The organism is Micrococcus sp. ACRRV (assembly GCF_022346985.1).
GTDB lineage: Bacteria > Actinomycetota > Actinomycetes > Actinomycetales > Micrococcaceae > Micrococcus > Micrococcus porci.
The window spans coordinates 1-23,040 of sequence record NZ_JAKRNH010000008.1; the positions used below are offsets into that span (position 1 = coordinate 1).

Here is a 23,040-nt window from a genome sequence, read left to right on the forward strand (position 1 = left end):
CGGCACGGCCCCGGCTCCGACGCCCCGCCGCCGCCCCGCGCGTGGCGGGACCGCGACCCCCTCGCGGACCGCCGGCTGACCACCGCCAAGCCCCGGATCGCGCGCGCCGCGGAGGCCCTGGGCATGCCCCCGGAGAACCTGCTCACCCCGGACACCCTGCGCCGGGTCTGCTGGACGCCGCCCGAGACCATCACGCCCGAGACCGTGGCCGCCGCCCTCGCCGAGCGCGGTGCCCGGCCCTGGCAGGTGGAGCAGACCTCGGCGATCATCACCGTCGCCCTGCTGGACCCGGACCCCGCCCGAGACCGCTGACCCGCGGCGGGGCACGGAACGGAAGCCGGGACGGGCGGTAGCGGGTACGCGCGGTCGCCGGTATGGTGAGAGCAGCATCACAGACCACCCGCCTCCGACAGAGGAGCACCATGAGCCACACCCCGGCCCCCCTCGACCAGTTCGAGCACCTGAGCACCATCGCCCCGGACGAGATCCTCACGCGCGCGACGGCCACCGACCATGCGCTGCCTGACGGCGCCGGCACCCTCGCCCTCATCACACTGGACAACGGCCAGGGCCCACGCCGCCCCGCCACGCTGGGCCCGGCGTCGCTGCTGGAGCTGGCCCGCGCGGTGGACGAGCAGGCCGCTCGCGCCTCCGCCGGCGAGATCCAGGCCCTCGGCATCACGGGGGTCGAGGGCGTGTTCGCGGCCGGGGCGGACCTGGCCCTGGTGGCCTCCCTGCCGGCCGACGCCGAGACGGGCCGAGCGCTGGGCCGCCTGGGCCACGCCGTCTACGACCGCATCGACGCGTTCCCCGTCCCCACCGTCGCCCTCGTCAACGGCACCGCCCTCGGCGGCGGGCTCGAGCTGGCCCTGGCCTGCGACCGCCGCGTGATCGCCCCCGAGGTGAAGGCCCTCGGCCTCCCGGAGGTCCGCCTGGGCCTGATCCCCGGCTGGTCCGGCGTCTGGCGCGCGCCCCACCTGGTCGGCCCCGAGGCCGCCGTCGCCCTGCTGCTCACCAATCCCCTCGACAACGGGCGCATGATCGGCGCCGCCGACGCTGTGCGCCTGGGCCTGATGGACTCCCTCGCCGAGGGCGACCTCCTGGCCGCCGGGCTCACCGCGGCCGCGGACGCCGTCGCCGGCCGGACCGTGCAGCGCACCGCGGACGTCTCCGACGCCGCCTGGGACCGCGCCCTGCAGGCCTTCGGCGCCGCGCAGTCCGCCCGCCCCGGCCGTGACCTGCCGGCCCGCCGCCACCTCGAGGAGCTCTTCGCCGGCGCCCGCACGCGCACCCGCGCCGAGTCCGCCGAGGCGGAGGCCGACGCCCTCGCCGACCTGATCGGCTCCGCCGAGTTCCGCCGCACCGTGTACGCGTTCCTGGGGCTCGTCCAGGGCCGCGCCAAGCGACCTGCCGGGGACCCCGGCGTCGAGCAGGCGCACACCGTGCACCGCGTCGGCGTGGTCGGGGCCGGCCTGATGGCCGGCCAGCTCGCCCTGCTGTTCGCCACCGCCCTCCGCGTGCCCGTCGTCATGACGGACCTGGACCAGGAGCGCGTGGACCGCGGCCTGGCCTACGTCCGCTCCCAGCTGGAGCGCTCCGTGACCAAGGGCCGCATGAAGGCCGAGGACGCCGAGGCCGTCGCGGGCCTGATCACCGGCGCCACGGACGTCTCCGCGCACGCCGAGGCCGAGTTCGTGATCGAGGCCGTGTTCGAGGAGCTCGAGGTCAAGCGGACCGTGTTCCGCCAGCTCGAGCAGGTCGTCTCCCCCACCGCGGTCCTCGCCACCAACACGTCGTCCCTGTCCGTGGCCGGCATGGCGGAGGTCCTGGAGCACCCCGAGCGCCTGGTCGGCTTCCACTTCTTCAACCCCGTGGCCCAGATGCCGCTCGTGGAGATCGTGCGCGTGGCAGAGACGACGGACGCCGCGGTGGCCACCGCGTTCGAGCTGGCCCGCCGTCTGCGCAAGACCGCCGTCCTGGTCAACGACGCCGCCGCGTTCGTGGTCAACCGCGTCCTGCTGCGCATGATGGGCGAGATCCAGAACTCCTTCGACCAGGGCACCGACGCGCACACCGCGGACCACGCCCTGGACCCGCTCGCGTTCCCGATGACCCCGTTCACCCTGGCGGCCATGGTCGGCCTGCCTGTCGCGCAGCATGTCTCCGAGTCGCTGCAGGCCGCGTTCGGGGCCGAGCGGTTCCCGGTCTCCGAGAACCTCCAGCGCCTGATCGAGGCGAAGAAGACCGCGATCTGGGCCAAGGACGTCAAGTCCCCCGAGGAGGCCGGCGGCGCCACCGGCGAGACCATCCCCGCCGACACCGCCGCGCTGATCGAGCAGGGCGACACCCCGCAGACCGCCGACGAGCTGCGCGTCCGCGTGGAGGACGCACTGGCCGAGGAGATCGGCCTGCTCCTGGACGAGGGCGTCGTCGCCGCCCCCGACGACGTGGACCTGTGCATGATCCTCGGCGCCGGCTGGCCCCTGCACCTGGGCGGCATCACCCCGTACCTGGACGACTGCGGGGCCTCCGAGCGCGTGCGCGGCGCCCGCTTCCACCAGGCCTGACCTCCCCGCCCGGGACCGCCCGTCCCGGACGGGCGCCCCACACGACGCCGGCCCCCGCGGAGCGCTCTGCGGGGGCCGGCGTCGTGCCCGGCCGGGGTCAGTCCGTGGGCAGCTGGGCGAAGGTGTGCAGGTCCGCCGGCAGCCCCTCCAGGGCCTCCGCCGCCGTGGCGACCGGCACCGAGACCGTCCCGCCGCCCCAGTCGGAGGCGACCAGCGGGCGGCGCCCCTCCGTGGCGGGCTCGCCCAGCCAGTGCACCGCGAGGACGTGCCCCTCGGAGACCACCTCCACCCGCAGCCCCTCGGGCCGCGCCTGCCCCGCCTCCGAGCCGGCGGGCCCCGCCGCCGGCACAGCCTCGCGGGCGCCGATGCGCAGCACCGCCGGGGGCATGCGGACCGGACCCTGCAGCGGGGAGGACTCCTCGAGGCGGAGGTAGGGGGCGCCGTCGTGCTCGGGGGTGCGCTGTGCGGTGATCAGCAGGTGCTCGGCCCAGGACGGCACGACCTCCGCGCCCAGCCCGGCCCGCTCCCGCGCGATCCGCACGTTCTGCGTGGTGAGGGAGTCCTCGAAGTCGCAGACCTCCCAGGTGGATCCGTCCGCGGAGAACCTCACGCGGGCCTGTGCGAGGTAGCGCTGCGGCAGGTCGGCGCGCTCCCGGCGCTGGGCTCCGGTGGGCTGGAACGCCATGCGCGTGGTCAGGATCCCGTCGGCGAGGCGGCGGTGCAGGAATCCGGCGTGCACCCCGTCCAGGGCGACCGCCTCCCAGGTCTCGAACGGGGTGAGGTCGTAGCGGGCGGACACGGCGGACTCCTTCGGCTCGGCGGGCGGCCCCGGTCGGGGCGGTCGTCACCCCCGATCCTGCCATCGGCGGGCAGGCCGCGGTGCCATACTGGAGGGATGACCTCGCAGGATCCCGCCCCGCACACCTCCGCCTCGCCGTGCTGCTCCGGCTGCTCCGCCGAGCCCGCCGGCTCCTCCCGCCGCTCCGTCCTCGGCGCCGGCTCGCTCGTCGCCCTCGCCGGCGCGGGCTCCGTGGTCCTGTCCGGCTGCACCCAGCAGCTCAAGGACGAGGCGGCCGCCGGAGACCACCACGTGGGCTCCGAGACCACGGACGCCATGGCCCTGGCCGAGCTCCCCGTGGGCGGCACGACGTCCGTGCAGGTCCAGGGCCGCACCCTGCTGCTCCACCGCGCGGACGAGTCCACCGTCACCGCGTTCTCCAACGTCTGCACCCACCAGGGCTGCCTGGTCCAGGTGGTCGACCGCCCCGAGGGCACCGCCTACGCGTGCCCGTGCCACGGATCCAACTTCGACGTCGCCACGGGCGAGCCCTTCGGCGGCCCCGCCAAGGCGCCCCTGACCGACTACCAGGCCGCCATCGAGGGCGATCGGATCGTCGTCAAGCTCTGACGCGGATCCCCGCGGCCCACGAGGCCGGGTCCACGGCCGCGCCCTCAGTCCTCCGGCGCGCCGTAGCGCCGGGTGGGCAGCCGGTCCGGGTGCGGGGCGTGCCCGGCCCACGGGTCGGGCCGGCCGATGGCGGTGGGGGCCGCCCGCCCGGACCGGGCCGGGGGCAGGACCACCGGGTCCCGCCGATTCGGGTCCCAGCCCGGCTCCGCCGCCTTGCGCGCCGGGTAGTGGCGGTGCCGCCACCAGAACCAGGCGCCGGCGCCGATCACGGGCAGGACCACCATGGCCAGCGCCCACGGCAGACGACGGCGCTCGTCCAGCGGACCGCGCAGGAGGGACACCAGCCCGGCGACCCAGATCGTCCCGACGACGGCGGACAGGGTCCAGCCCAGCCACGGCTCCATCAACGTGCCTCCGCCGTCAGAACAGGGCCACGGGGGGCGGGGCGGGGAAGAGCGCGTCGAGCTCGGCGAGGTCCGCGGGGGTGGCCTCCCAGTCGGCGGCGCGGGCGTTCTCGGCGATCTGCCCGGGCCGGGTGGCCCCGGCGATCACCGAGGCGACCGGTCGCTGGGCGGCGAGCCACCCGATGGCGGCCTGGACCTCGGTGATCCCCCGCTCCCGGGCGAACGCGCCGAACGCGGCCAGCTGGCCCCGGTCGGCCTCCTCCACCATGTGCTGCCGCACGTGGGACAGGCGCGAACCCGCGGGGGCCGTCCCGTCGGAGTACTTGCCGGTGAGCAGGCCGTTGGCCAGCGGGAAGTAGGGCAGGACGCCGAGCCCGTACTCGGCGGAGGCGGGCAGCACCTCGAGCTCGGCGCGGCGGTCCAGCAGGTTGTAGTGGTTCTGCGCCGAGACGAACCGCTCGACGCCGATCTCCCGAGCCGCGTGCTCGGCCTGGGCGATCTGCCAGCCTGTGCGGTTCGAATGGCCGATGTAGCGGACCTTGCCGGAGCGGACGAGGTCGTCCAGGGCGCGCAGGGTCTCCTCGATCGGCGTCGCCGGATCGGGGGTGTGGAACTGGTACAGGTCGATCCAGTCCGTGCCCAGCCGGCGCAGCGAGTCCTCCACCGCGCGCACGATGTACCGGCGGGAGCCGCGCGCGCCGCCGTCAGCGCCGGCCGCGCCCCCCATGTCCATGCCGAACTTCGTGGCGAGGACGACCTCGTCGCGGCGCGATCCCAGGGCGCGGCCGAGACGCTCCTCGGAGAGGCCGGGGCGGGCGCCGTAGACGTCCGCGACGTCGAAGAGCGTGATCCCCGCGTCGAGCGCGGCGTGCACGACGGCGTCGGTGCCCTCCTGCTCCATGGTGGCGGTCCCGGGGCGGCCGAGGTTGTTGCAGCCGAGGCCGACCACGGAGACGGTCAGGCCGGAGCGGCCCAGGCGGACGGTGCGCACGCTCAGCCCTCCCCGTCGGCGTCCGGGGCGGCCCCGGCCGGGGTCCGGGGCGCGTCGACGCGGCGGACCTCCACCTTGTTCGGCTGGATGCCGTGGGCGCGCTTGGCGGCGGCGGGCACCTCGGCGGCGGCCTTCGGGGCGTGCGGGGTGCGCACCACCAGGACGAGCTCGCCGTCGCCGTCGACGACGTCGGTCACCTCGCCGAGGCCGCGCCAGGCCAGCTGGTGGGTGACCTCCTCGCGGAGGGTCCGGCCGTGGCGGCGCTCGATCTCCGTGATCGCCCGCCCGCGCAGACGGTAGGCCACCTCGAGGACGTCAAAGGCGTCCTCGTCCGCGGGGGCGAACCCGTCCGCCTCGCCCTGGGCGAGGAACGCGTCCATCAGCTCGGTGCCCTCGGCCTCCGAGGTCAGCGGCTGGTCGCCGACCGTCCCCGGGTGGCCGACGCGGCCGTGGTGGACCGTGAACAGCTCGCCGGAGGGGTCGATCCAGGCCTCCCGGTACTCAAAGGAACGGCGGCCGTCCTCCTCGGTGCGGTCGCGGTACAGCCGGGAGATGCTCATGCCTGCTCCTCTGGTCGGGCGGCCTGGGCCGACGTCGTGGGGGCGCCGGCCGGGTGGGCCGACGCCTCGGGGTGCTCCGCGTCCCGGGGCAGGGCGCGGGCGTAGGGCACCTTGGCGCCCAGGACCTGGGCGACCGTGTCCTGGGTGATGCGCTGGGCGGTCAGGCCCACGCGCTCGAGCACCTGGTCCCGTGTGGCGTGCGCCAGGAACTCCACCGGCAGGCCGACCTCGTTCAGCGCGGTGTCCACGCCGGCGGCGCGCATCTCCTGGCGGATCCGGGAGCCGACGCCGCCGGCACGCACGCCGTCCTCGAGGCACACGACGATCCGGTGGCGACCGGCCAGCTCGATCACGGACCGCGCCACGGGCAGCACCCAGCGGGGGTCCACGACCGTCGCGGTGATCCCGTGCTGGCCGAGGCGCCGTGCCACGTCCAGGCCGAGCTCGGCGAAGGAGCCGACGGCGACGATCAGCACGTCGCGCTCGGCGCCGTCCGCCCCGGTGGGCGCGCCGAGGCGGGCCAGCACATCCGTGCCGTCGGACAGCCGCTCCAGGGCGCGCACGGGCTCCCCCACGGAGCCCTTGGCGAAGCGGAGCACGGTGGGGGCGTCGTCGACGGCGACGGCCTCGCGCAGCTCCTCCCGGAGGGTGTCGGCGTCGCGCGGGGCGGCGATGCGCAGCCCCGGCACGGACTGCAGCAGCGCGAGGTCCCACATGCCGTGGTGGCTCGGCCCGTCGGGACCGGTCACGCCGGCGCGGTCCAGGACGAAGGTGACCCCGGCCCGGTGCAGGCCCACGTCCATGAGCACCTGGTCGAACGCGCGGTTGAGGAACGTCGCATAGACCGCGACGACCGGGTGCAGGCCGCCGAAGGCCATGCCCGCGGCGGAGGTGACCGCGTGCTGCTCGGCGATGCCGACGTCGAACACCCGGTCGGGGAACTCCGCGGCCATCGGCCCCAGGCCCACCGGGTTCTGCATGGCCGCGGTGATGGCGACGACGTCCGGCCGCTCCCGCGCGATGTCCAGGATCTCCTCCCCGAACACCGAGGTCCAGGACTGTGCCGTGGGCGAGGAGATCGGCCGGCCCGTCTCCGGGTCGATCCGCCCGATCGCGTGGAACATGTCGTCCTCGTGGGACGTGGCCGGGCCGTACCCGTGGCCCTTCTCCGTCATCGCGTGCACGATCACCGGGCCGCCGTAGGCCTTGGCGTCCTCGAGGGCCTCCTCGAGGGCGTGCTCGTCGTGGCCGTCCACGGGGCCGATGTACTTCATGCCCAGGTCCTCGAACAGCCCCTGGGGCGCCCAGAGGTCCTTGAGGCCCTTCTTGGCGGCGTGGAGGGGCCGGTACACCATCTCCCCCGCGGTGCCGGCCTCCTGCAGGCGGCGCTTGAGGTAGTCCAGGGTCTGCTCGTACCGGTGGTGCATGCGCACCTTGTCCAGCACCCCGCGGCGCAGGCCGCCCAAGTGGTCGGCGATGCCGCCGACGGTGGGCGCGTAGGAGCGGCCGTTGTCGTTGACCACGATCACCACACGGCGATCCCGGTCCGCCGCAATGTTGTTGACGGCCTCCCAGGCCATGCCGCCGGTGAGGGCGCCGTCGCCGATCACCGCGACGACGGTGCGGTCCCCCTGGCCCGTCTGCTTCCAGGCCCGGCTGATCCCGTCCGCCCAGGACAGCGAGGACGAGGCGTGGGACGACTCCACGACGTCGTGCTCGGACTCGGCGCGGTCCCCGTATCCGGAGAGCCCGCCCTGCTGGCGCAGGCGGGAGAAGTCCTGGCGGCCGGTCAGGAGCTTGTGCACGTAGGACTGGTGCCCGGTGTCGAACACCACCGCGTCCCGCGGTGAGTCGAACACCCGGTGGATCGCGAGGGTCAGCTCCACGACCCCGAGGTTCGGGCCCAGGTGGCCGCCCGTCTGGGAGACGTGCTGGATGAGGAAGGCGCGGATCTCCGCGGCGAGGGCGCGCAGCTGGGCGTCGCTCAGGAGCGCGAGGTCCTCCGGGGAGTGGATCCCGGGGAGCAGCGGGGCGCCGAGGGGGGCACGGGAGGTGTCAGACATGGTCGTCCCAGGGTACTCGCCCGGGGCCCGCGGAGGGGGGACGGCGGACCCGGGAGACGACGCCGGCCCGCACCCTCGCGAGGAGGGTGCGGGCCGGCGTCGGGGGCCGGGCGGACGCACGGGGCGCCCGCCCGGGTCCGCGCGCGGATCAGGCCTTGGCCGCGATCTGGCGCAGGACGTACTGCAGGATGCCGCCGTTGCGGTAGTAGTCGGCCTCACCGGGGGTGTCGATGCGCACGACGGCGTCGAACTCGGTGACCTTGCCGTCCTCGGCGGTGGCGGTGACCTTCACGGTCTTCGGGGTGCGGCCCTCGTTGAGCTCGGCGATGCCGGAGATCGCGAAGGTCTCCGTGCCCGTCAGGCCCAGGGAGTCGGCGGACTCGCCGGCGGGGAACTGCAGCGGCAGCACGCCCATGCCGATGAGGTTCGAGCGGTGGATGCGCTCGAAGGACTCGGTGATGACAGCCTTGACGCCCAGGAGCGCGGTGCCCTTGGCGGCCCAGTCGCGGGACGAGCCGGTGCCGTACTCCTTGCCGCCCAGCACGACCAGCGGGGTGCCCGCGGCGGCGTAGTTCTGGGCCGCGTCGTAGACGTACGCCTGGGGGGCGCCGTCCTGGGTGAAGTCGCGGGTGAAGCCGCCCTCGACGCCGTCCAGCAGCTGGTTCTTGATGCGGATGTTGGCGAACGTGCCGCGGATCATCACCTCGTGGTTGCCGCGGCGGGAGCCGTAGGAGTTGAAGTCCTTGCGCTCGACGCCGTTGGCCAGCAGGTACTGGCCGGCCGGGGTGTCGGACTTGAAGGAGCCCGCCGGGGAGATGTGGTCCGTGGTGACGGAGTCGCCCAGCTTCAGGAGCACGCGGGCGCCCGCGATGTCCTGGACCGGCTCCGGCTGCGCCGGCATGCCCTCGAAGTACGGGGGCTTGCGGACGTAGGTGGAGGCCTCGTCCCACTCGAAGGTCTTGCCGGTGGGGGTCTCCAGGGACTGCCAGCGCTCGTCGCCGTCGAAGATGGTGCCGTACTGGGAGGTGAACATCTCCGTGTCGATGGACTCGTCGATGATCCGCTGGACCTCGGCCGGGTCCGGCCAGATGTCCTTCAGGAAGACGTCGTTGCCGTCCTGGTCCGTGCCCAGGGCCTCGTTCTCGAAGTCGCAGTCCATGGTTCCGGCCAGGGCGTAGGCGACCACCAGGGGCGGGGACGCCAGGTAGTTCATCTTCACGTCCGGGTTGATGCGGCCCTCGAAGTTGCGGTTGCCGGAGAGCACCGCGGTCACGGACAGGTCGTTCTCCTGGATGGCCTCAGAGATCTCGGACTCCAGCGGACCGGAGTTGCCGATGCAGGTGGTGCAGCCGTAGCCCACGACGTTGAAGCCGAGGGCGTCCAGCGAGGCGTTGAGGCCGGACTTCTCGTAGTAGTCGGTGACGACGCGCGAGCCCGGGGCCACGGAGGTCTTCACCCACGGCTTGGCGGTGAGGCCCTTGGCGACGGCGTTGCGGGCGAGCACGCCGGCGGCCATCATCACGGACGGGTTGGAGGTGTTGGTGCACGAGGTGATCGAGGCGATCGACACGGCGCCGTGGTCCAGCTGGAACTCGCGGCCGTCCTCCATGTGCACGTCCACCAGCTTGGACGGGCGGCCCTCGCCGGCCTCGTCCTGGGTGGCGTAGTTGTGCAGGTCCTTGCGGAACTGATCCTTCGAGTCGGACAGCACGATGCGGTCCTGGGGACGCTTCGGACCGGAGATGGAGGGCACCACGGTGGACAGGTCCAGCTCGAGGTACTCGGAGTACTGCACCTCGGCGGACGGGTCATGCCAGAGGCCCTGCTCCTTGGTGTAGGCCTCCACGAGGGCGACCTGCTCCTCGGAGCGGCCGGTCAGGCGCAGGTAGTCCAGGGTGACGTCGTCGATCGGGAACATGGCGGCGGTGGAGCCGAACTCCGGGGACATGTTGCCGATGGTGGCGCGGTTGGCCAGCGGCACCGCGCCGACGCCCTCGCCGTAGAACTCCACGAACTTGCCGACGACGCCGTGCTCGCGCAGCTGCTCCGTGATGGTCAGCACCACGTCGGTGGCGGTGGCGCCCGCCGGGATCTGGCCGGTCAGCTTGAAGCCCACGACGCGCGGGATCAGCATGGACACGGGCTGGCCGAGCATCGCGGCCTCGGCCTCGATGCCGCCCACGCCCCAGCCCAGCACGCCCAGGCCGTTGACCATGGTGGTGTGGGAGTCGGTGCCGACGCAGGAGTCCGGGTAGGCGCGCTTGACGCCGTCGACGTCGCGGACCATGACGGCGCGGGCCAGGTTCTCGATGTTCACCTGGTGGACGATGCCCATGCCCGGGGGGACGACCTTGAAGTCGTCGAAGGCGGTCTGGCCCCAGCGCAGGAACTTGTAGCGCTCGCCGTTGCGCTGGTACTCGATGTCCATGTTGCGCTCGACGGCGGCGTCGTTGCCGAAGGAGTCGATCTGCACGGAGTGGTCGATGACCAGCTCGGCCGGGGACAGCGGGTTCACGCGGGAGGGGTCGCCGCCCAGGTCCGCGATGGCCTCACGCATGGTGGCGAGGTCCACGATGCAGGGCACGCCGGTGAAGTCCTGCATGATCACGCGCGCCGGCGTGAACTGGATCTCCGTGTCCGGCTCCGCGGTGGGGTCCCACGAGGCGAGGGCCTTGATCTGCTCGGCGGTGACGTTCGCGCCGTCCTCGGTGCGGAGCAGGTTCTCCAGCAGCACCTTCAGGGCGTAGGGCAGCTTCTGGGCGCCCTCGACCGCGTTCAGGCGGAAGATCTCGTACTCGGAGCCGTTGACGTCCAGGACGCCCTTGGAGCCGAAGCTGTCGACAGTGGTCATCTGAGGGACTCCTCATTCCCGCCCGGGATGTCCGGGCGCTGGTCCGACGGGGGTCGGCCTCCGCACCTCGCCCACATCCGTCCCGCGGGGATCGGATGTCAGCTCGGTCACACAGGGCCGCGCTCCCCCAGCCTACCCCCGAGGCGGACGGCGACGCCGCTTTGCGTCCTCCGTGGCGCGCCCGGCCGCGGCGCGCCCCGGGGGCTCCCTCCCTCAGAGGGTCGTCTGCTCGACCTCGCCCGCAGGGCGCAGCAGGGTCACCGACTCCAGGTGGTGGGTGTCCGGGTAGAGGTCGAACACCCGGGCGCGCTCCACCTCGTAGCCGCCCTCGCGGAGCCAGGCGAGGTCGCGGGCGAAGGAGGCCGGGTCGCAGGAGACGTAGCAGATGCGCCCCGGGGCCAGGGCCAGGATGCGCTCGATCGCGCGGCGGCCGGCGCCGGCGCGCGGCGGGTCCAGGACGACCGCGTCGAGACGGTCGCCGTCCAGGCCGCCGTCGCGGGTGGTCCGCTCCGGCTCCTTGATCCACGAGCCGAGGACCTTGTCCGTCGGACCGTTGAGCACGCCCGCCTGGGGCAGGGACAGCAGGTTGCGGCGGGCGTCCTTGGAGGCCTGCCGGGAGGCCTCCACCGAGTACACGCGGCCCTCCTCGCCGACCGCGTCGGAGAGGAAGGCACTGAAGAGGCCGGCTCCCGCGTACAGATCCGCGATGACCTCCCCCGGCTGCGGGTCCACGTCCTCGAGCACGGCGTCCACCAGAGTGGCGGGCGCGTGCTGGTGGACCTGCCAGAAGCCGTCGCCGGTGACGCGGAACGTCCGCTCGCCGCCGCGCTCGGAGGACACGGTCTCGTGCACCCAGGTGCGTCCGGTGATGCGCTGGATGCCCGTGGGCGAGAACTTCTTGGGACCCGGGACCGCGAAGCCGGTGGAGACGTCCACGGGGCACGCGTTGGCGGCCTGGCGGATGCGGGTGCGCAGCTTGCCCAGGCGGGCCTCGTCCGCGAGGGTCTGCGGGGTCGGGGTGGCCAGCACCAGCGGCTGGGTGCCGTCCGCGGGGGTGGCGACGTCCACGCGGGCCGCGCCCGTGAAGTCCCAGTCCCACAGGGCCAGCGCGTCCAGGGCGTGGACGCCCAGCGGCATGTTCCGCACGGGCAGCAGCACGGCCGAGCGATGGGCGTGCATGGCGATCCGACCCTGCGGCGTCACCGCGAACGCCGTGCGGGTGCGCCAGTGCTGGCCGGTGGGCTCGTCCTCGTGGCCCGCATGGAGGGCCTCCGGCTCGATCGTGACACCGGCGATGCGGGCCACGGTGTCCCGGAAGACCTGGGCCTTGAGACGGCGCTGGTGGTGCACCACGATGTGGCCGTACTCGGCTCCGCCGACGGGCAGGCGCCCGGAGGCGTGCGCGCGGAGGGAGTCCGCGAGCTTCCACTGGTGGATCCGGCGGAACTCGGAGGGGCGGACCACCTCGACGACGTCCCCGCGCCAGAAGCGGGCGCCCGGCTCGGCCTCGGTCAGGGCGACCCGGACGATCTCGCCGGGGATGGCGTGCCGCACGAACACGACGCGCCCCTCATGGCGCGCCACGCAGTGGCCGCCGTGGGCCATCGCGCCGGCCTCGACCTCGATCACGCCGCCCGGCGCGACGACCTCCGTGCTGGTGTCCATGGCGGTCATCCTGACTCCCTCTCGCATCTCGGCGCGCCTCAGGCATTGCGCCCGGGCGTCGGCCGGATCCAGTCTATCCGGCCCACGTCAGGACGACTCCACGCCTTCGGGGACGTCCCCGGGTGCGGCGCAGGCCACGATCCCGCCCTCGACGGGCCGGTGCGGGTCACCCTCCCGGATCTGCCACGGCACCGAGCCCACCATCACGCCGGCCTCACGCTGGAGGCGGGCCTTCTGGCGCGAGGCCGTGCGGTTGTGCAGCAGCCGCCGCCATCCCCCGCGGACCACGTGCTCGGGGATGAAGACCATGGTCAGGTCACGCGGCGACCGCAGCCGCCGGCCCCGCACGTGGCGCACCAGCGGCACCACCGTGTCCCGGTAGGGGGCGGCGATCACCGTGAGCGGCACGGGCAGTCCCGCGCGGGCGAAGTCCTCCACCACGCGCTCGGTCTGCCGCCGGTCCGCGTCCACGACGACGGCCTCCAGCGTGGCCGGCCGCGTCGCCCGCGCGTAGGCCAGGGCCCGCAGGGCGGGCCGGTTCAGGGTGCTCACGACCACGACCGCGTGCACCCGCGAGGGCAGGGCCCGCGCGTCGTCCTGGGGGTCGGGGGCGAGCTCGGCCTCCACCGCCCGGTAGTGGCGGCGGATCCGGCCCATGACCACGGCGCTCACCCCGATCGCCAGGAGCGCCACCCAGGCGCCCTGCGCGAAGCGGGTCACGAGCACCACGACGCCGGCCAGCGCGGTCGCCCCGAGGCCCACCGCGGTGACCACGAGCTTCACCCGCACGGAGGCACGCGCCCGGGCGCCCGGGGTGTGGGCGAGCTTGAGCCGCCACAGCCGGAGCATCCCGACGAGCGCGAGCGCGAAGGCGAGCAGGACGCCGATGACGTAGAGCTGCACCAGGAGCGCGGTGCGCCCCCGGAACAGGACGAGGAGCAGGAGCGTCGCCGTCGCCAGGGCCAAGGTGCCGCCGGTGTGAACCATGCGGTCGCCCCGCACGCGCAGCTGGCGCGGCAGCCAGCCGTCCTCCGCCAGCCGGGCGGTCAGCGTCGGGAAGGAGCGGAACGCGCCGCGGGCGGCCACGAGCAACAGCAGGCTGGTCACCGCGACCGTGGCGACCGCGCCCGGCGAGCCCGCGCCGAAGACCGTCTCGGCGAGCTGCGCCACCACCGGTGCCGGGGCCGTGTCCGGGGCCAACGGCGCCCCGTCCGCGGTGCGCAGCCGGTCCGGGTGCAGGGCCACGACCACGCCCGTGCGCTGGGCCAGATGCATGACGCCCACGGTGAGCGTGCCCACGACGACGGCCAGCACGGTGAGCACCCACCGGGCCGTGCGGACCGCGGGCCGTGCCATGCGGTCCGTCGCCGAGAGGGGGACCTCCACGCCCGAGAGCAGCACGGACCCGGCGCTGAACGCCCGCAGGGCCAGGAGGGCCGTCGCGGCGTCCCCCACGGGGCCGAGTCCGGCGCCGTCGACGTGCAGCCCCGCGCTCGGCGCGGCAGCGAGCGTCCCCTGGCCCGACTGCCACAGGCCCACCGCCACGAGGGTGCCCAGCAGCCCCACGAACGCGGCCACGAGGACCGTGACGAGCGCCCCGCTGCCGCGCTCGCCGCGCAGTGCGGAGACCAGCACCAGGACCAGGGCGACCGCCGAGACGATCCCGACGTGGCCGCGCAGGGCGGGCACGAGGGCCGACGCGTGGTGGGCGAACGCGGCGACCGACACGGCGGCGGTGAAGACGAAGTCGAGCAGGAGCGCCGCGGCGGCCACCACGCCGGAGCGCGGACCGAGCTTGGTGCGGGCCATGCGGTAGATGCCGCCCCGGGGCACGGCCACCACGGCCGCGCGGAACGCCAGCACGATCAGCACCATCACGGCGACGACGGCCCACCCCACCAGCGGCCCCAGCGCGAGCGCCCCGGTCCCCGAGGCGACGAGGGTCAGGATGACCTCGTCCGGCGCGTAGGCCAGCGAGGACAGGGCGTTGGACGCGGTGGCCGGCAGGGCGAGCCAGCGCCCCCGGCGGGGCGCGGGCCGGGCGCCCGAGGCCACCGGACGGCCGAGCAGCAGGCGGCGCAGGGTCGAGGGGGGCGTGCTCACCGCTCCACGGTACCGCCCGGGGGGCGCGCGGATGGGAGGATGGGGCGGACGACGGCGCACCCGACGCGCCGTGGAAGGGAGCGCCGTGGCGCACTACGTGATCGTCGGCGCCGGGCGCGTCGGCACCCGCTTGGCCGGGGCGCTGGACACCGCCGGCCACTCCGTGGCGGTGATCGAGCGCTCTCCGGAGCTGACCGCCGGCCTCGGCCCGGACTTCGGCGGGACGGTCGTCGCCGGCATCGGCTTCGACCGCGACGCGCTGCGGCGGGCCGGCATCGAACAGGCGCAGGGTCTGGCCGCCGTGACGACGGAGGACACCACCAACGTCATCGCCGCCCGCGTGGCGCGGGAGACCTTCGGTGTGCAGCACGTCGTCGCGCGGATCTACGACGCCCAGCGGGCCCGGGTGTTCCAGCGCCTGGGCATCCCCACGGTCGCCTCCGTCGAGTGGACCGCGGACCAGGTCCTGCACCGGCTGCTCCCGGCCGGCACCGCCGAGCTGTCCCGCCGGGACGCCTCCGGGCGGCTGGCCATGGGGGACTACATGCCCCACCGCTCGTGGTGGGGCAGTCCCCTGCACGCCGTGGAGGCCGCCGTCGGCGCGCGGATCGCCTACCTGACCCGCTACGGCGAGGGCGTGCTGCCCTCCCCGGACGGCGTGCTCCAGGAGGGCGACGTGCTCCACGTGGCGTACCCCGCCGCCCGTCGTGACCGCGTGGAGGCGGCCCTGCAGGGCGAGGCCGGCGACGTGCGGGCGGGCGAGGACGAGGACCAGGAGGAGGACGCATGAGGGTCGTGATCGCGGGAGCCGGAGCGGTGGGGTCGTCGATCGCCAGGGAGCTGCACGCGCATGGGCACGAGGTGTCCGTCGTGGAGTCGCGTGCGGACGCCGCCGCCCGCTCCGACCTGGCCGGGGCCCGCACCGTCCTCGGGGACGCCACGGACCTCGGCGTGCTGCGCCGGGCGGGGGCGCTCGGCGCGGACGTGCTGGTGGCCGCCACGGGTGACGACCGCGCGAACCTGGTGGCCTCCCTGCTCGCCCGCAGCGAGTTCGGCGTGGGGCGCACGGTGGCGCGGGTGAACAACCCCTTGAACGACTGGCTGTTCGACGAGTCCTGGGGCGTGGACGTCGCCGTGTCCACGCCGTCCATCATGACGGCGCTCGTGGAGGAGGCCGTCGAGTCGGGCGACCTCGTGCGCCTGCTGCGCCTGGAGGCCGGGGGCGCCGCCCTGACGGAGTTCCGGATCCCGAGCGGCCACTGGCTGCGCGGACGCCGCGTCGGCACCGTGTCCTGGCCCGCGGCGGCCCCCCTGGTGGCGATCGTCCGCGACGGCGCTCCGCGCTCGTCGACGCCGGACGAGGTCCTCGAGGAGTCCGACGAGCTGTTCTTCCTGGCCGACGCGGAGGCCGAGGGCGCCCTGCGCCGCCTCCTGGTGGGCTAGCCCGCGGCGGGGTCCCGCCGGAGCGGCGGGGCGCCGGGACGGGGCGTGCTCACCGACCAGGCGAGCCAGAGCCCGAGCGCGTAGAGGGGCAGTCCCATGACCACGCGGGCGACGCCCAGGGCCGTGGCCGCGTCCGCCAGGTAGAGCGGTGCCTGCACGGCCAGGCGGAGCCATGACACGGCGGCCACGATCAGCGTGGCGATCCCGTAGGCCCTGCGGCGGGCGGGGTCCGCACGCCAGTGCAGACCCTCGCCGCGCACCATCCCGAACAGCAGGCCAGCCAGCGGCCAGCCCAACGCGGCGGACAGGGGCAGGGCCAGCCCGTAGGCGATGTTCGTGACGAAGCCCCACAGGTAGAAGTCCCGCGCCTCGCCGCGCGTCAGGGCCAGCACCACGGACACGCCGACGACAAGGAGCCCGGCGAGCGCCTGGGCGGCGGACTGGCGCTGGGCGAGACGCGCCGCGGTCATGACCGCGGCGACGCCGAGGGCGGCCGCGCCGGCGGTCCAGACCTGGCCGGCGAGCAGGAAGACGACGAGGAACACGAGGGTGGGCAGGGACGCCTCGACGATGCCCCGGACGCCGCCGACGGTGGCCAGCGCGTCGATCCGGCCGTCCTCGTCCACGCGGGTCCGCGCGCCGAGCGCCTGCAGCCCCTCCGCGGCGGAGGGTGCGGCGTCGGGGCCGTGGTCCGGCCGGGGGTGGGCGCTCATGCGGGGCCGCCTTCGTCGTCGATCAGGTGGAACTCGGGGTTGAACAGGGTCGGCTCGCCGGCCACGGCCACCGGGTGCCCGAGGACCCGCATCCAGGCGCCGGGCATGACCCCGGCCACCCGGTGGCGACCGTGCCACACGAGGTGCAGGACCTCCTGCGGCTCAGGCCGGCCCGGCGCGGGCAGGTCATCGGCCAGGGCGGCGCGGAAGACGGTGGCGTCGTCGGCCCCAGGGAACGTCACTGCGACCACGACGCCCACCCGCTCCCCGGCCGGGCGCTCCCCCGCGGGGGCGGGCGTCCTGCGGGGGCTCATCGGGCGCGCCTCACCGGATCTCCGTGATCTCCGGGCCGCGCTCGGGGAGGGTCTCGGCGCCGGTCTCCGGCGCGTCGTCGGGCCGGCGGGCGTGGACGTCGGGCTCGCCGCCCGCATGCGGGCGCGGACGCCGCCGCACGGGCTGGGCGTCGGCCGGCGGGCGCAGCGGGAGCAGCTCGCGCGGGGGCAGCGGCGCGTCACCCCGGACCACGACGACGCCGGCGAAGACGTCCTCGAGGGCGCGGGCGGCGTCCGGGAGGTACGCGGCCTCGCCGTGGAACACGCCGCGCACGAACCAGCGGGGTCCGTCGACCCCCACGAAGCGGGCGACGTTCCAGCCCGGGGAGCCGTCGGGCAGGGTGGCGGGGATGCGCGTCAGCACCTCCGGGCCGAACCCGCCCGACTGCTCCTGCACCTGGGCCCCGGGGGTGCCCACCAGCGCCTCCTTGATCTCCGCGCGCAGGTCGTCCCAGACACCCGCGGCGCGGGGCGCGGAGAACGCCTGGATCTGCAGGGCGGAGCGCTCCAGGGTCACGGTGACCGCGACGATCCGCTGGGTGGCGTCCTCGACGTCCAGGCGGAGCTGCATGCCCTGGACGGCGGGAACGCGCAGCGCTCCCAGGTCGACGGAGGGCCGACCGGACGGGGCCGCCTCGACGTCGAAGGGGCCGCGGTCTCCCTCGGCGGCCGGGGCGGGGCGGGCCTCGACCAGCCGGTCACGCTCGTCCTTGAGCTGCTCGGGCACGGCCACCTGCTCGTGGCGCACGTTGCGGTTGCGTCCGAAGATCATGCCGTCCTCCCGGGGGCGTCGTCGTGGGCGGCCGGGGTGAACCCGCCCGTGGAGCCGAACCCGGCCTCGCCGCGCTCGGAGTCCGCGAGCCGGTCCACGGCCATGAAGCGGGCCTGCACCACGGGCTGCACCACCAGCTGGGCGATCCGATCGCCGCGGCGCAGCACGACGGGCTCGGTCGGATCGAGGTTGATGAGCGGGACCTTGATCTCGCCGCGGTAGCCGGCGTCGATGGTCCCGGGGGCGTTCACCACGCTCAGGCCGTGGCGCACGGCCAGCCCGGAGCGGGGGTGGACGAAGCCGGCGAACCCGGCGGGGATGGCCAGCGCGACGCCGGTGGGCACCAGGGCGCGCTCGCCGGGGGCCAGCGTGACGTCCTCCGCGGCGCGCAGGTCCGCCCCGGCGTCGTCGGGCCGGGCGTACTCCGGCGGCGGCAGCTGCGGGTCCAGGGCGCGCAGGGGGACGTCGATCTCGCGGGGTCCGTTCACGAGGCCCGACTCTACCGCCCGGACGGATGTGGGAAGCTGGAGGACATGCAGGACGCCTCCGCGACCCCCGACCACCACGCCCCCCGCACCGTCGCCGCGAGCGCCGACCCGGTGCAGTACGAGGAGCGGCTGAGCCCGTCCGTGGGCGTGTGGCTCGTGGCCCTGCTGCTCGCCGGACTGTGCATCTTCGTGCTCGCCCCGGTGGCCCTCTGGGCCGGCTTCCTGGCGGCCGCGGTGTTCTTCGTCGTCGAGGCCGTCGTCCTCCTGGCCTCCACGCCGCGGATCGTGGTGCGCGAGCGCACCCTCCAGGTGGGCCGCGCGCAGATCGAGCGCCGTCACCTCGGCGCCGTCACCGGGCACCGCGGCGAGGCCGCCCGGGCACAGCGCGGCCCCCTGCTGCACGGCCTGGCGTACGTGTGCGTGCGCGGCTGGATCTCGCCTGTGGTCCGCATCCAGATCGAGGACGAGCGGGACGCCACCCCCTACTGGCTCGCCAGCACCCGTCACCCGGAGGACCTGGTGGCCGCCCTCGGCGGGCGCATGGCCGGGGAGGGCTGAGCGCCGCTCCTCCCCGGACCGCCGCACACGACGACGCCCCCGACCCTCTCCTGGAGGGTCGGGGGCGTCGTCGTGGCGGTGGGTCAGCCCTCGCAGTCGGTGCAGTAGACGAGGCCGCCCTCCTCGCGCGCGGCCTGCGACCGGTGGCGCACCAGGAAGCAGGAGGCACAGGTGAACTCGTCCGACTGCGCGGGGAGCACGCGGACCATCAGCTCCTCGCCGGAGAGGTCGGCGCCGGGGAGCTCGAAGCCCTCCGCGGCCTCCGTCTCGTCCTCGTCCACCACGGCCGACTGGGTGTCGGTGCGCCGGGCCTTGAGCTCCTCGATGGAGTTCTGGCTCAGCTCTTCCTCGTTCTTGCGAGGTGCGTCGTAGTCGGTGGCCATGGGGATCTCACGCTCCGCTGGTGGTGGGACGGCACCGGGACCGGTGTCGGGGGGCGCCGTCGGCGGGCGCCGCGGAGATCGCGGAGGGCCCGTCCAGCGCCGTTGCGCGTAGATTGTGCACCATGAGGGGCGCGGAGCAAAATGCTCCGCTCCCGGCGGACTGGACCGCCCGGGCGCAGGTCCCGCCGCGGGGGCCTCCCCGGCCGTTAGGATCGGAGAAACCCTGCCCGGGCGGCGCCCCCGCCCCGGCTCGACGACACGGAAGGGACCGCCTCCATGGCCGAGCTCCGACTGACCGGCACCACCGAGGACGGGCACGCCCTCCGTCTGGCGGCCCCGGACGGGACCGAGCACACGCTCGAGCGCACCCCGTTCCTGCGCCGCCTCGCCCTCGACGACGTGGCCCGCCCGGACGCGGTCCCCGCCGCCGAGCCCGCGGACGGTGCCGCGCCCGCCTCCCCCGCCCAGGCCGACGAGCCGTCCGCGGAGGCCCCCGCCCCGGAGGTCCCGCGACCGGCGCCGTCCCCTGCCCAGGAGCCGGCGGCTCCCGTGACGGCGGTGGCCGAGCAGGCGGACGTGCGCGCGGCGGCCACCGCCGAGGCCCAGCCCCTGAGCCCCCGTGACATCCAGGCCCGCATCCGCGCGGGCGCATCCGTCGAGCAGGTCGCCCGCGAGTCCGGGAACGCGTTCTCCCGGGTCCGCACCTACGGGTACCCGGTGCTCGCCGAGCGCGGCTACATCGCCCAGCAGGCGCGCGCCGTCCAGGTGTGGGTCGGCGGCCCGGACCTCTACTCCGGCACCGTCGCCGACGGCGGTCCCACCACCCTGGGCGCGCTCGCCGAGCACCGAGTGCGCGAGCTCGGCACGGACCCGGCGAGCCTGGAGTGGGACGCCTGGCGTGAGAGCGGCGGCGTCGCATGGACCGTGGTCGCCCGGTTCCCCCTGCCCCCGCGGGGTCGGGCGCTGACGGCCGAGGAGCCGCCGGCCCGCTGGTCGTTCCGCCCGGCCGGTGGTCGGCTGGACCCGGAGAACGCCTGGGCGCGGATCCTCTCCGACGCCGAGGCGTGGGACGTGTTCACCGCAGAGGAGCCCCTGACACGGGAGGACGATGCTGCCGCGCCGCAGCAGGGCGGCGGTGAGGAGGCCTCGGGCGGCGACGCCCCCGCGGCCGTGACTCCGCTGGGGGCGAGCCCGTCCTCGGCCGGGGTCGACGCCGACCTGCTCGAGATCCTGCGGGCCCGGCGTGGCCGGCGGGTCGGTCAGGACGCGGAGTCCGACGACGCCCTCGCCCACCTGATCGCCCGCGGCGTGGCCGAGCGCGAGGCCCGCCAGGACGGCGCCGAGGCCGACCACACGGAGCAGGCCGAGACCGAGCCCGCCGCCCCCGGCCGGGCGGCCCGCCTGCTGCGTGGCCTGCCCTCGCTCCGGGAGGAGGTCGCGAAGGACGGCGCGGACGGCCGCCCGCCCGTCGAGGCCGACTCCCCCGCCGCCGAGGCGGCCCCGGCGGTCGACGCCGCCGGCCGCGAGGACGCCGTGACGCCGCAGGCCCCAGGGAAGACCGACGCCGGGAAGACCGTTGCCGGGCCTTCCGGTGCCGATCGGACCGAAACCGGGCAGGCCGGAACCATGCAGGCCGACGCCGAGCCGTCCGATGCGCCGGTGGCCGCCCCGCAGGAGGAGGAGCCGGCGCGCACCGCGCGTCGGGAGCGCCCCGCCATGCCGACGCCGCGGCCCCGGGCGCGCTCCGCCGCGCGGCGCGCCTCGGTGCCCAGCTGGGACGACATCGTCTTCGGCAAGAAGAGCGACTGACGCCGGAGCCCGTGCGCGGCCCGCGGCAGGGGCGCCTCAGCGCCGCCAGGTGAGCAGCGGCACCTCGCGCTCGGCGCGGGTCGGCGACCCGTGCTGCCCGACCATCGCGAACGCGCGTGGGCTCACGCGGCGCCCATCGTAGAGCGCGAGCTCCCCGTGGCACGCCACGAGCAGGTCGCCGATGCGCGGCAGGACGCGTTCCGCGACGCGCTCGCCGAACCACCCCGCGGCCACGGCCTCGTCACGGGTGAGGATCCAGGCCTGGTCCCCGTAGGCGTCCTCCCATGCCCGGCGGGTCCCCTCGCGCTCCGCGGGGGTCGCCGTCGGGGCGAAGTGCAGCTGCACCAGGCGCGGTTCGCCCGCCGTGTGGGCCACCCCCGCGAGCAGCCCCGGCCTGACCGGCGCGCCGTCGTCGCCGAGGGCCGCGTAGTCCACGCGTCGGGACTCCGCGACGTCCACCATGCCGTGGTCGCCCGTGGCGAGCACCACGGTCCCCGCGGGGACGCGCGACACGAGGCGGCGGAGGGCGGCGTCCACCTCCTCCAGGGCGTGGAGCCAGGAGCGGGAGCCGACGCCGTCGCGGTGGCCGGCCTTGTCCAGCTCGTTGACGTAGAAGTAGACGAGCGTGGGCACGCGGGCGTCCGCCAGCACCCGCTCCGCGTGACCGGCCCGGGCGAGGAGGCCGCGCCCGCCGACGAACCGGCCGCCGCGCAGCCCTGCGCGGGTCAGCGCGGAGTGCTCGAACTCGGGCAGCGAGACGGTGACGGCGTCGACGCCGGCCTCCACGGCCCGCTCGAACACCGTGGGGTGCGGCTGCCAGGCCAGCGGGTCCGTGGCCTCGTCCCAGCCGCCGAGCATGTTGACGACCACCCCCCGGTCCGGGTCGAGGACGTCGTAGCCGGCGACGCCGTGCTCCCCCACGTCGAGTCCGGTGCCCAGGCTTGTCAGCGAGGCCGCCGTGGTGGTCGGGGTGGCGGCCGTGAGCACCCGACCGCCGTCGGCCATGGCCGCCCGCAGGGTCGGGGCGTGGCCGCTGAAGCGCTTCAGGACGCCCCGGCCGAGCCCGTCCACGAGCGCGACGACGACGCGCCGCGTCACCGGCACGCCCAGCGCGTTCGCGCAGCCGGGCACGCCGAGGGCCGCCGCGGAGGAGGTCAGCACGGAGCGCAGCGCGCGCTCGGGCGGGACGGGCCCGGGGGGAAGCCCCGGGCCGGCAGGAGCGGCGGCGTCCGGGCCGGTCACGCGACCGCCGCCAGGTGCACGCGGCGGAGGGTCCGCGCGAAGGCCAGGGCGGCGTCCACCGCGCCCTGCCCCTCGGCGTCGGCGGCGACGCGGATCACGAGGTCCTCGCGCACGCTGGTGCCCGTGTAGCCGTGGTCGGCGTCGCACTGCGGGTCCGCGCAGCCCGCCGGCTGCAGGTCCAGGCGCTGGCCGCCCGCCCACTGCACTCCGAGGGTCACCTCGGCCACCGGATCGGTGGGGCGGTAGCGCTCCGGAGTCGCGTGGCCGGTGGTGATGAGCACCGACTCGATGGCGCGCAGGGGCACCATCTCCGTGGCCACCTGCGCCAGCACCGAGTGCCCGGCCGGGTCCGCGGCGTGGTCGTCGAGGTGCACGGCGAGCATGACGTCGTCCGCGACCACCAGGACGGTGATGTGCCGGTGGATCTCCTCGTAGTCGAAGTGCGTGTCCACGTGCACGAGGTGGGCGTGGACCGTGCGCCCCTCCAGCTCCAGGGCCACGGCGTGGGAGACCAGCTCCGGGTAGTACCCCGCCCGGGCCAGCGCCTGCTCGAGCGTGCCGGTGGCGTCGACGGTCTGCCGGGTGCGGCGGACCTCCCCGGCCGGGCGGCGGCCGTCCGAGGCGGAGTCGTCGTGGTTGTTCCAGCGCAGCGGGGTCATGCCCTCCATGCTAGGCGGCGCCGACGCGC

The 23,040-nt window shown here is 75.4% G+C and carries 21 protein-coding genes and 1 pseudogene; 7 read left to right on the plus strand and 15 right to left on the minus strand.

Features of this window, described 5'->3' with window-relative positions:
• Both MHY29_RS01715 and MHY29_RS01720 read left to right on the plus strand, forming a co-directional pair.
• Positions 1-312: pseudogene (locus tag MHY29_RS01715) on the plus strand (ribonuclease D); the annotation flags it as partial.
• 110 nt (positions 313-422) lie between these two features.
• On the plus strand, positions 423-2,567 hold the full coding sequence (locus MHY29_RS01720) for a 3-hydroxyacyl-CoA dehydrogenase NAD-binding domain-containing protein (RefSeq protein WP_239238049.1): 2,145 nt from the start codon (positions 423-425) through the stop codon (positions 2,565-2,567).
• 97 nt (positions 2,568-2,664) lie between these two features.
• Here MHY29_RS01720 and MHY29_RS01725 read toward each other — a convergent pair whose 3' ends face one another.
• A complete protein-coding gene (locus MHY29_RS01725) occupies positions 2,665-3,366 on the minus strand; it encodes a hypothetical protein (protein WP_224354740.1) in 702 nt (233 codons plus the stop codon).
• A 96-nt stretch (positions 3,367-3,462) separates the two neighbouring features.
• Between MHY29_RS01725 and MHY29_RS01730 the strand changes: the two genes are divergently transcribed.
• Positions 3,463-3,975, plus strand: coding sequence for a Rieske (2Fe-2S) protein (locus tag MHY29_RS01730; protein ID WP_224354738.1), 513 nt, complete (start codon positions 3,463-3,465; stop codon positions 3,973-3,975).
• A 44-nt stretch (positions 3,976-4,019) separates the two neighbouring features.
• On the opposite strand, the gene MHY29_RS01735 is transcribed toward MHY29_RS01730, so the two are convergent.
• The 7 genes from MHY29_RS01735 to MHY29_RS01765 form a co-directional block, all read right to left on the minus strand.
• Complete coding sequence (locus MHY29_RS01735; RefSeq protein WP_224354737.1) at positions 4,020-4,379, minus strand: PLD nuclease N-terminal domain-containing protein; 360 nt, start codon at positions 4,377-4,379, stop codon at positions 4,020-4,022.
• A 16-nt stretch (positions 4,380-4,395) separates the two neighbouring features.
• Entirely contained in the window at positions 4,396-5,370 is a 975-nt protein-coding gene (locus MHY29_RS01740; RefSeq protein WP_224354735.1) for an aldo/keto reductase, read from the minus strand.
• Between the two features lie 2 nt (positions 5,371-5,372).
• Positions 5,373-5,930 (minus strand): hypothetical protein, encoded by a 558-nt coding sequence (locus MHY29_RS01745; RefSeq protein WP_239238050.1) that lies wholly within the window; start codon positions 5,928-5,930, stop codon positions 5,373-5,375.
• The gene (dxs, locus tag MHY29_RS01750; RefSeq protein ID WP_224354732.1) at positions 5,927-7,993 is read right to left on the minus strand and encodes a 1-deoxy-D-xylulose-5-phosphate synthase; all 2,067 of its coding nucleotides are present in this window, start codon (positions 7,991-7,993) and stop codon (positions 5,927-5,929) included. Before dxs ends, MHY29_RS01745 begins: the two co-directional genes overlap by 4 nt.
• 148 nt (positions 7,994-8,141) lie before the next feature.
• Complete coding sequence (gene acnA / locus MHY29_RS01755; protein WP_224354731.1) at positions 8,142-10,844, minus strand: aconitate hydratase AcnA; 2,703 nt, start codon at positions 10,842-10,844, stop codon at positions 8,142-8,144.
• 213 nt (positions 10,845-11,057) lie between these two features.
• Positions 11,058-12,518 (minus strand): class I SAM-dependent RNA methyltransferase, encoded by a 1,461-nt coding sequence (locus MHY29_RS01760; RefSeq protein WP_224354729.1) that lies wholly within the window; start codon positions 12,516-12,518, stop codon positions 11,058-11,060.
• Positions 12,519-12,596: 78 nt separating this feature from the next.
• The gene (locus tag MHY29_RS01765) at positions 12,597-14,612 is read right to left on the minus strand and encodes an APC family permease (protein ID WP_224354728.1); all 2,016 of its coding nucleotides are present in this window, start codon (positions 14,610-14,612) and stop codon (positions 12,597-12,599) included.
• An 85-nt stretch (positions 14,613-14,697) separates the two neighbouring features.
• Here MHY29_RS01765 and MHY29_RS01770 point away from each other — a divergent pair, with 85 nt between their 5' ends.
• Both MHY29_RS01770 and MHY29_RS01775 read left to right on the plus strand, forming a co-directional pair.
• Positions 14,698-15,402 carry a TrkA family potassium uptake protein gene (locus MHY29_RS01770; protein ID WP_370643422.1) on the plus strand — a complete coding sequence of 235 codons (705 nt, stop codon included), beginning with the start codon at positions 14,698-14,700 and terminating at the stop codon, positions 15,400-15,402.
• The gene (locus tag MHY29_RS01775) at positions 15,399-16,055 is read left to right on the plus strand and encodes a TrkA family potassium uptake protein (RefSeq protein ID WP_239238052.1); all 657 of its coding nucleotides are present in this window, start codon (positions 15,399-15,401) and stop codon (positions 16,053-16,055) included. The genes MHY29_RS01770 and MHY29_RS01775 overlap by 4 nt, the downstream gene beginning before the upstream one ends.
• Here the strand turns inward: MHY29_RS01775 and MHY29_RS01780 are convergent.
• The 4 genes from MHY29_RS01780 to dut are packed head-to-tail and all read right to left on the minus strand — an operon-like array spanning position 16,052 to position 18,360.
• The gene (locus tag MHY29_RS01780) at positions 16,052-16,768 is read right to left on the minus strand and encodes a DUF3159 domain-containing protein (protein WP_224354725.1); all 717 of its coding nucleotides are present in this window, start codon (positions 16,766-16,768) and stop codon (positions 16,052-16,054) included. The genes MHY29_RS01775 and MHY29_RS01780 overlap by 4 nt on opposite strands.
• Complete coding sequence (locus MHY29_RS01785) at positions 16,765-17,082, minus strand: hypothetical protein (RefSeq protein ID WP_224354724.1); 318 nt, start codon at positions 17,080-17,082, stop codon at positions 16,765-16,767. Before MHY29_RS01785 ends, MHY29_RS01780 begins: the two co-directional genes overlap by 4 nt.
• Positions 17,083-17,092: 10 nt before the next feature.
• Positions 17,093-17,872 carry a DUF3710 domain-containing protein gene (locus MHY29_RS01790; RefSeq protein ID WP_224354723.1) on the minus strand — a complete coding sequence of 260 codons (780 nt, stop codon included), beginning with the start codon at positions 17,870-17,872 and terminating at the stop codon, positions 17,093-17,095.
• Positions 17,869-18,360 carry a dUTP diphosphatase gene (gene dut / locus MHY29_RS01795; RefSeq protein ID WP_224354722.1) on the minus strand — a complete coding sequence of 164 codons (492 nt, stop codon included), beginning with the start codon at positions 18,358-18,360 and terminating at the stop codon, positions 17,869-17,871. The genes MHY29_RS01790 and dut overlap by 4 nt, the downstream gene beginning before the upstream one ends.
• A gap of 45 nt (positions 18,361-18,405) precedes the next feature.
• On the opposite strand from dut, the gene MHY29_RS01800 reads away from it, so the two are divergent.
• Positions 18,406-18,918 (plus strand): DUF3093 domain-containing protein, encoded by a 513-nt coding sequence (locus tag MHY29_RS01800; RefSeq protein ID WP_224354721.1) that lies wholly within the window; start codon positions 18,406-18,408, stop codon positions 18,916-18,918.
• Between the two features lie 83 nt (positions 18,919-19,001).
• Here MHY29_RS01800 and MHY29_RS01805 read toward each other — a convergent pair whose 3' ends face one another.
• A complete protein-coding gene (locus tag MHY29_RS01805) occupies positions 19,002-19,301 on the minus strand; it encodes a DUF4193 domain-containing protein (protein WP_224354720.1) in 300 nt (99 codons plus the stop codon).
• Positions 19,302-19,577: 276 nt separating this feature from the next.
• On the opposite strand from MHY29_RS01805, the gene sepH reads away from it, so the two are divergent.
• Positions 19,578-21,110, plus strand: a complete 1,533-nt coding sequence (gene sepH, locus MHY29_RS01810) for a septation protein SepH (protein ID WP_239238053.1) — start codon at positions 19,578-19,580, stop codon at positions 21,108-21,110.
• 36 nt (positions 21,111-21,146) lie between these two features.
• Here sepH and MHY29_RS01815 read toward each other — a convergent pair whose 3' ends face one another.
• Positions 21,147-22,271, minus strand: coding sequence for an alkaline phosphatase family protein (locus MHY29_RS01815; protein WP_239238054.1), 1,125 nt, complete (start codon positions 22,269-22,271; stop codon positions 21,147-21,149).
• Positions 22,272-22,348: 77 nt separating this feature from the next.
• Positions 22,349-23,011, minus strand: a complete 663-nt coding sequence (locus tag MHY29_RS01820; RefSeq protein ID WP_224354717.1) for a DUF5998 family protein — start codon at positions 23,009-23,011, stop codon at positions 22,349-22,351.
• Positions 23,012-23,040 lie beyond the last annotated feature (29 nt).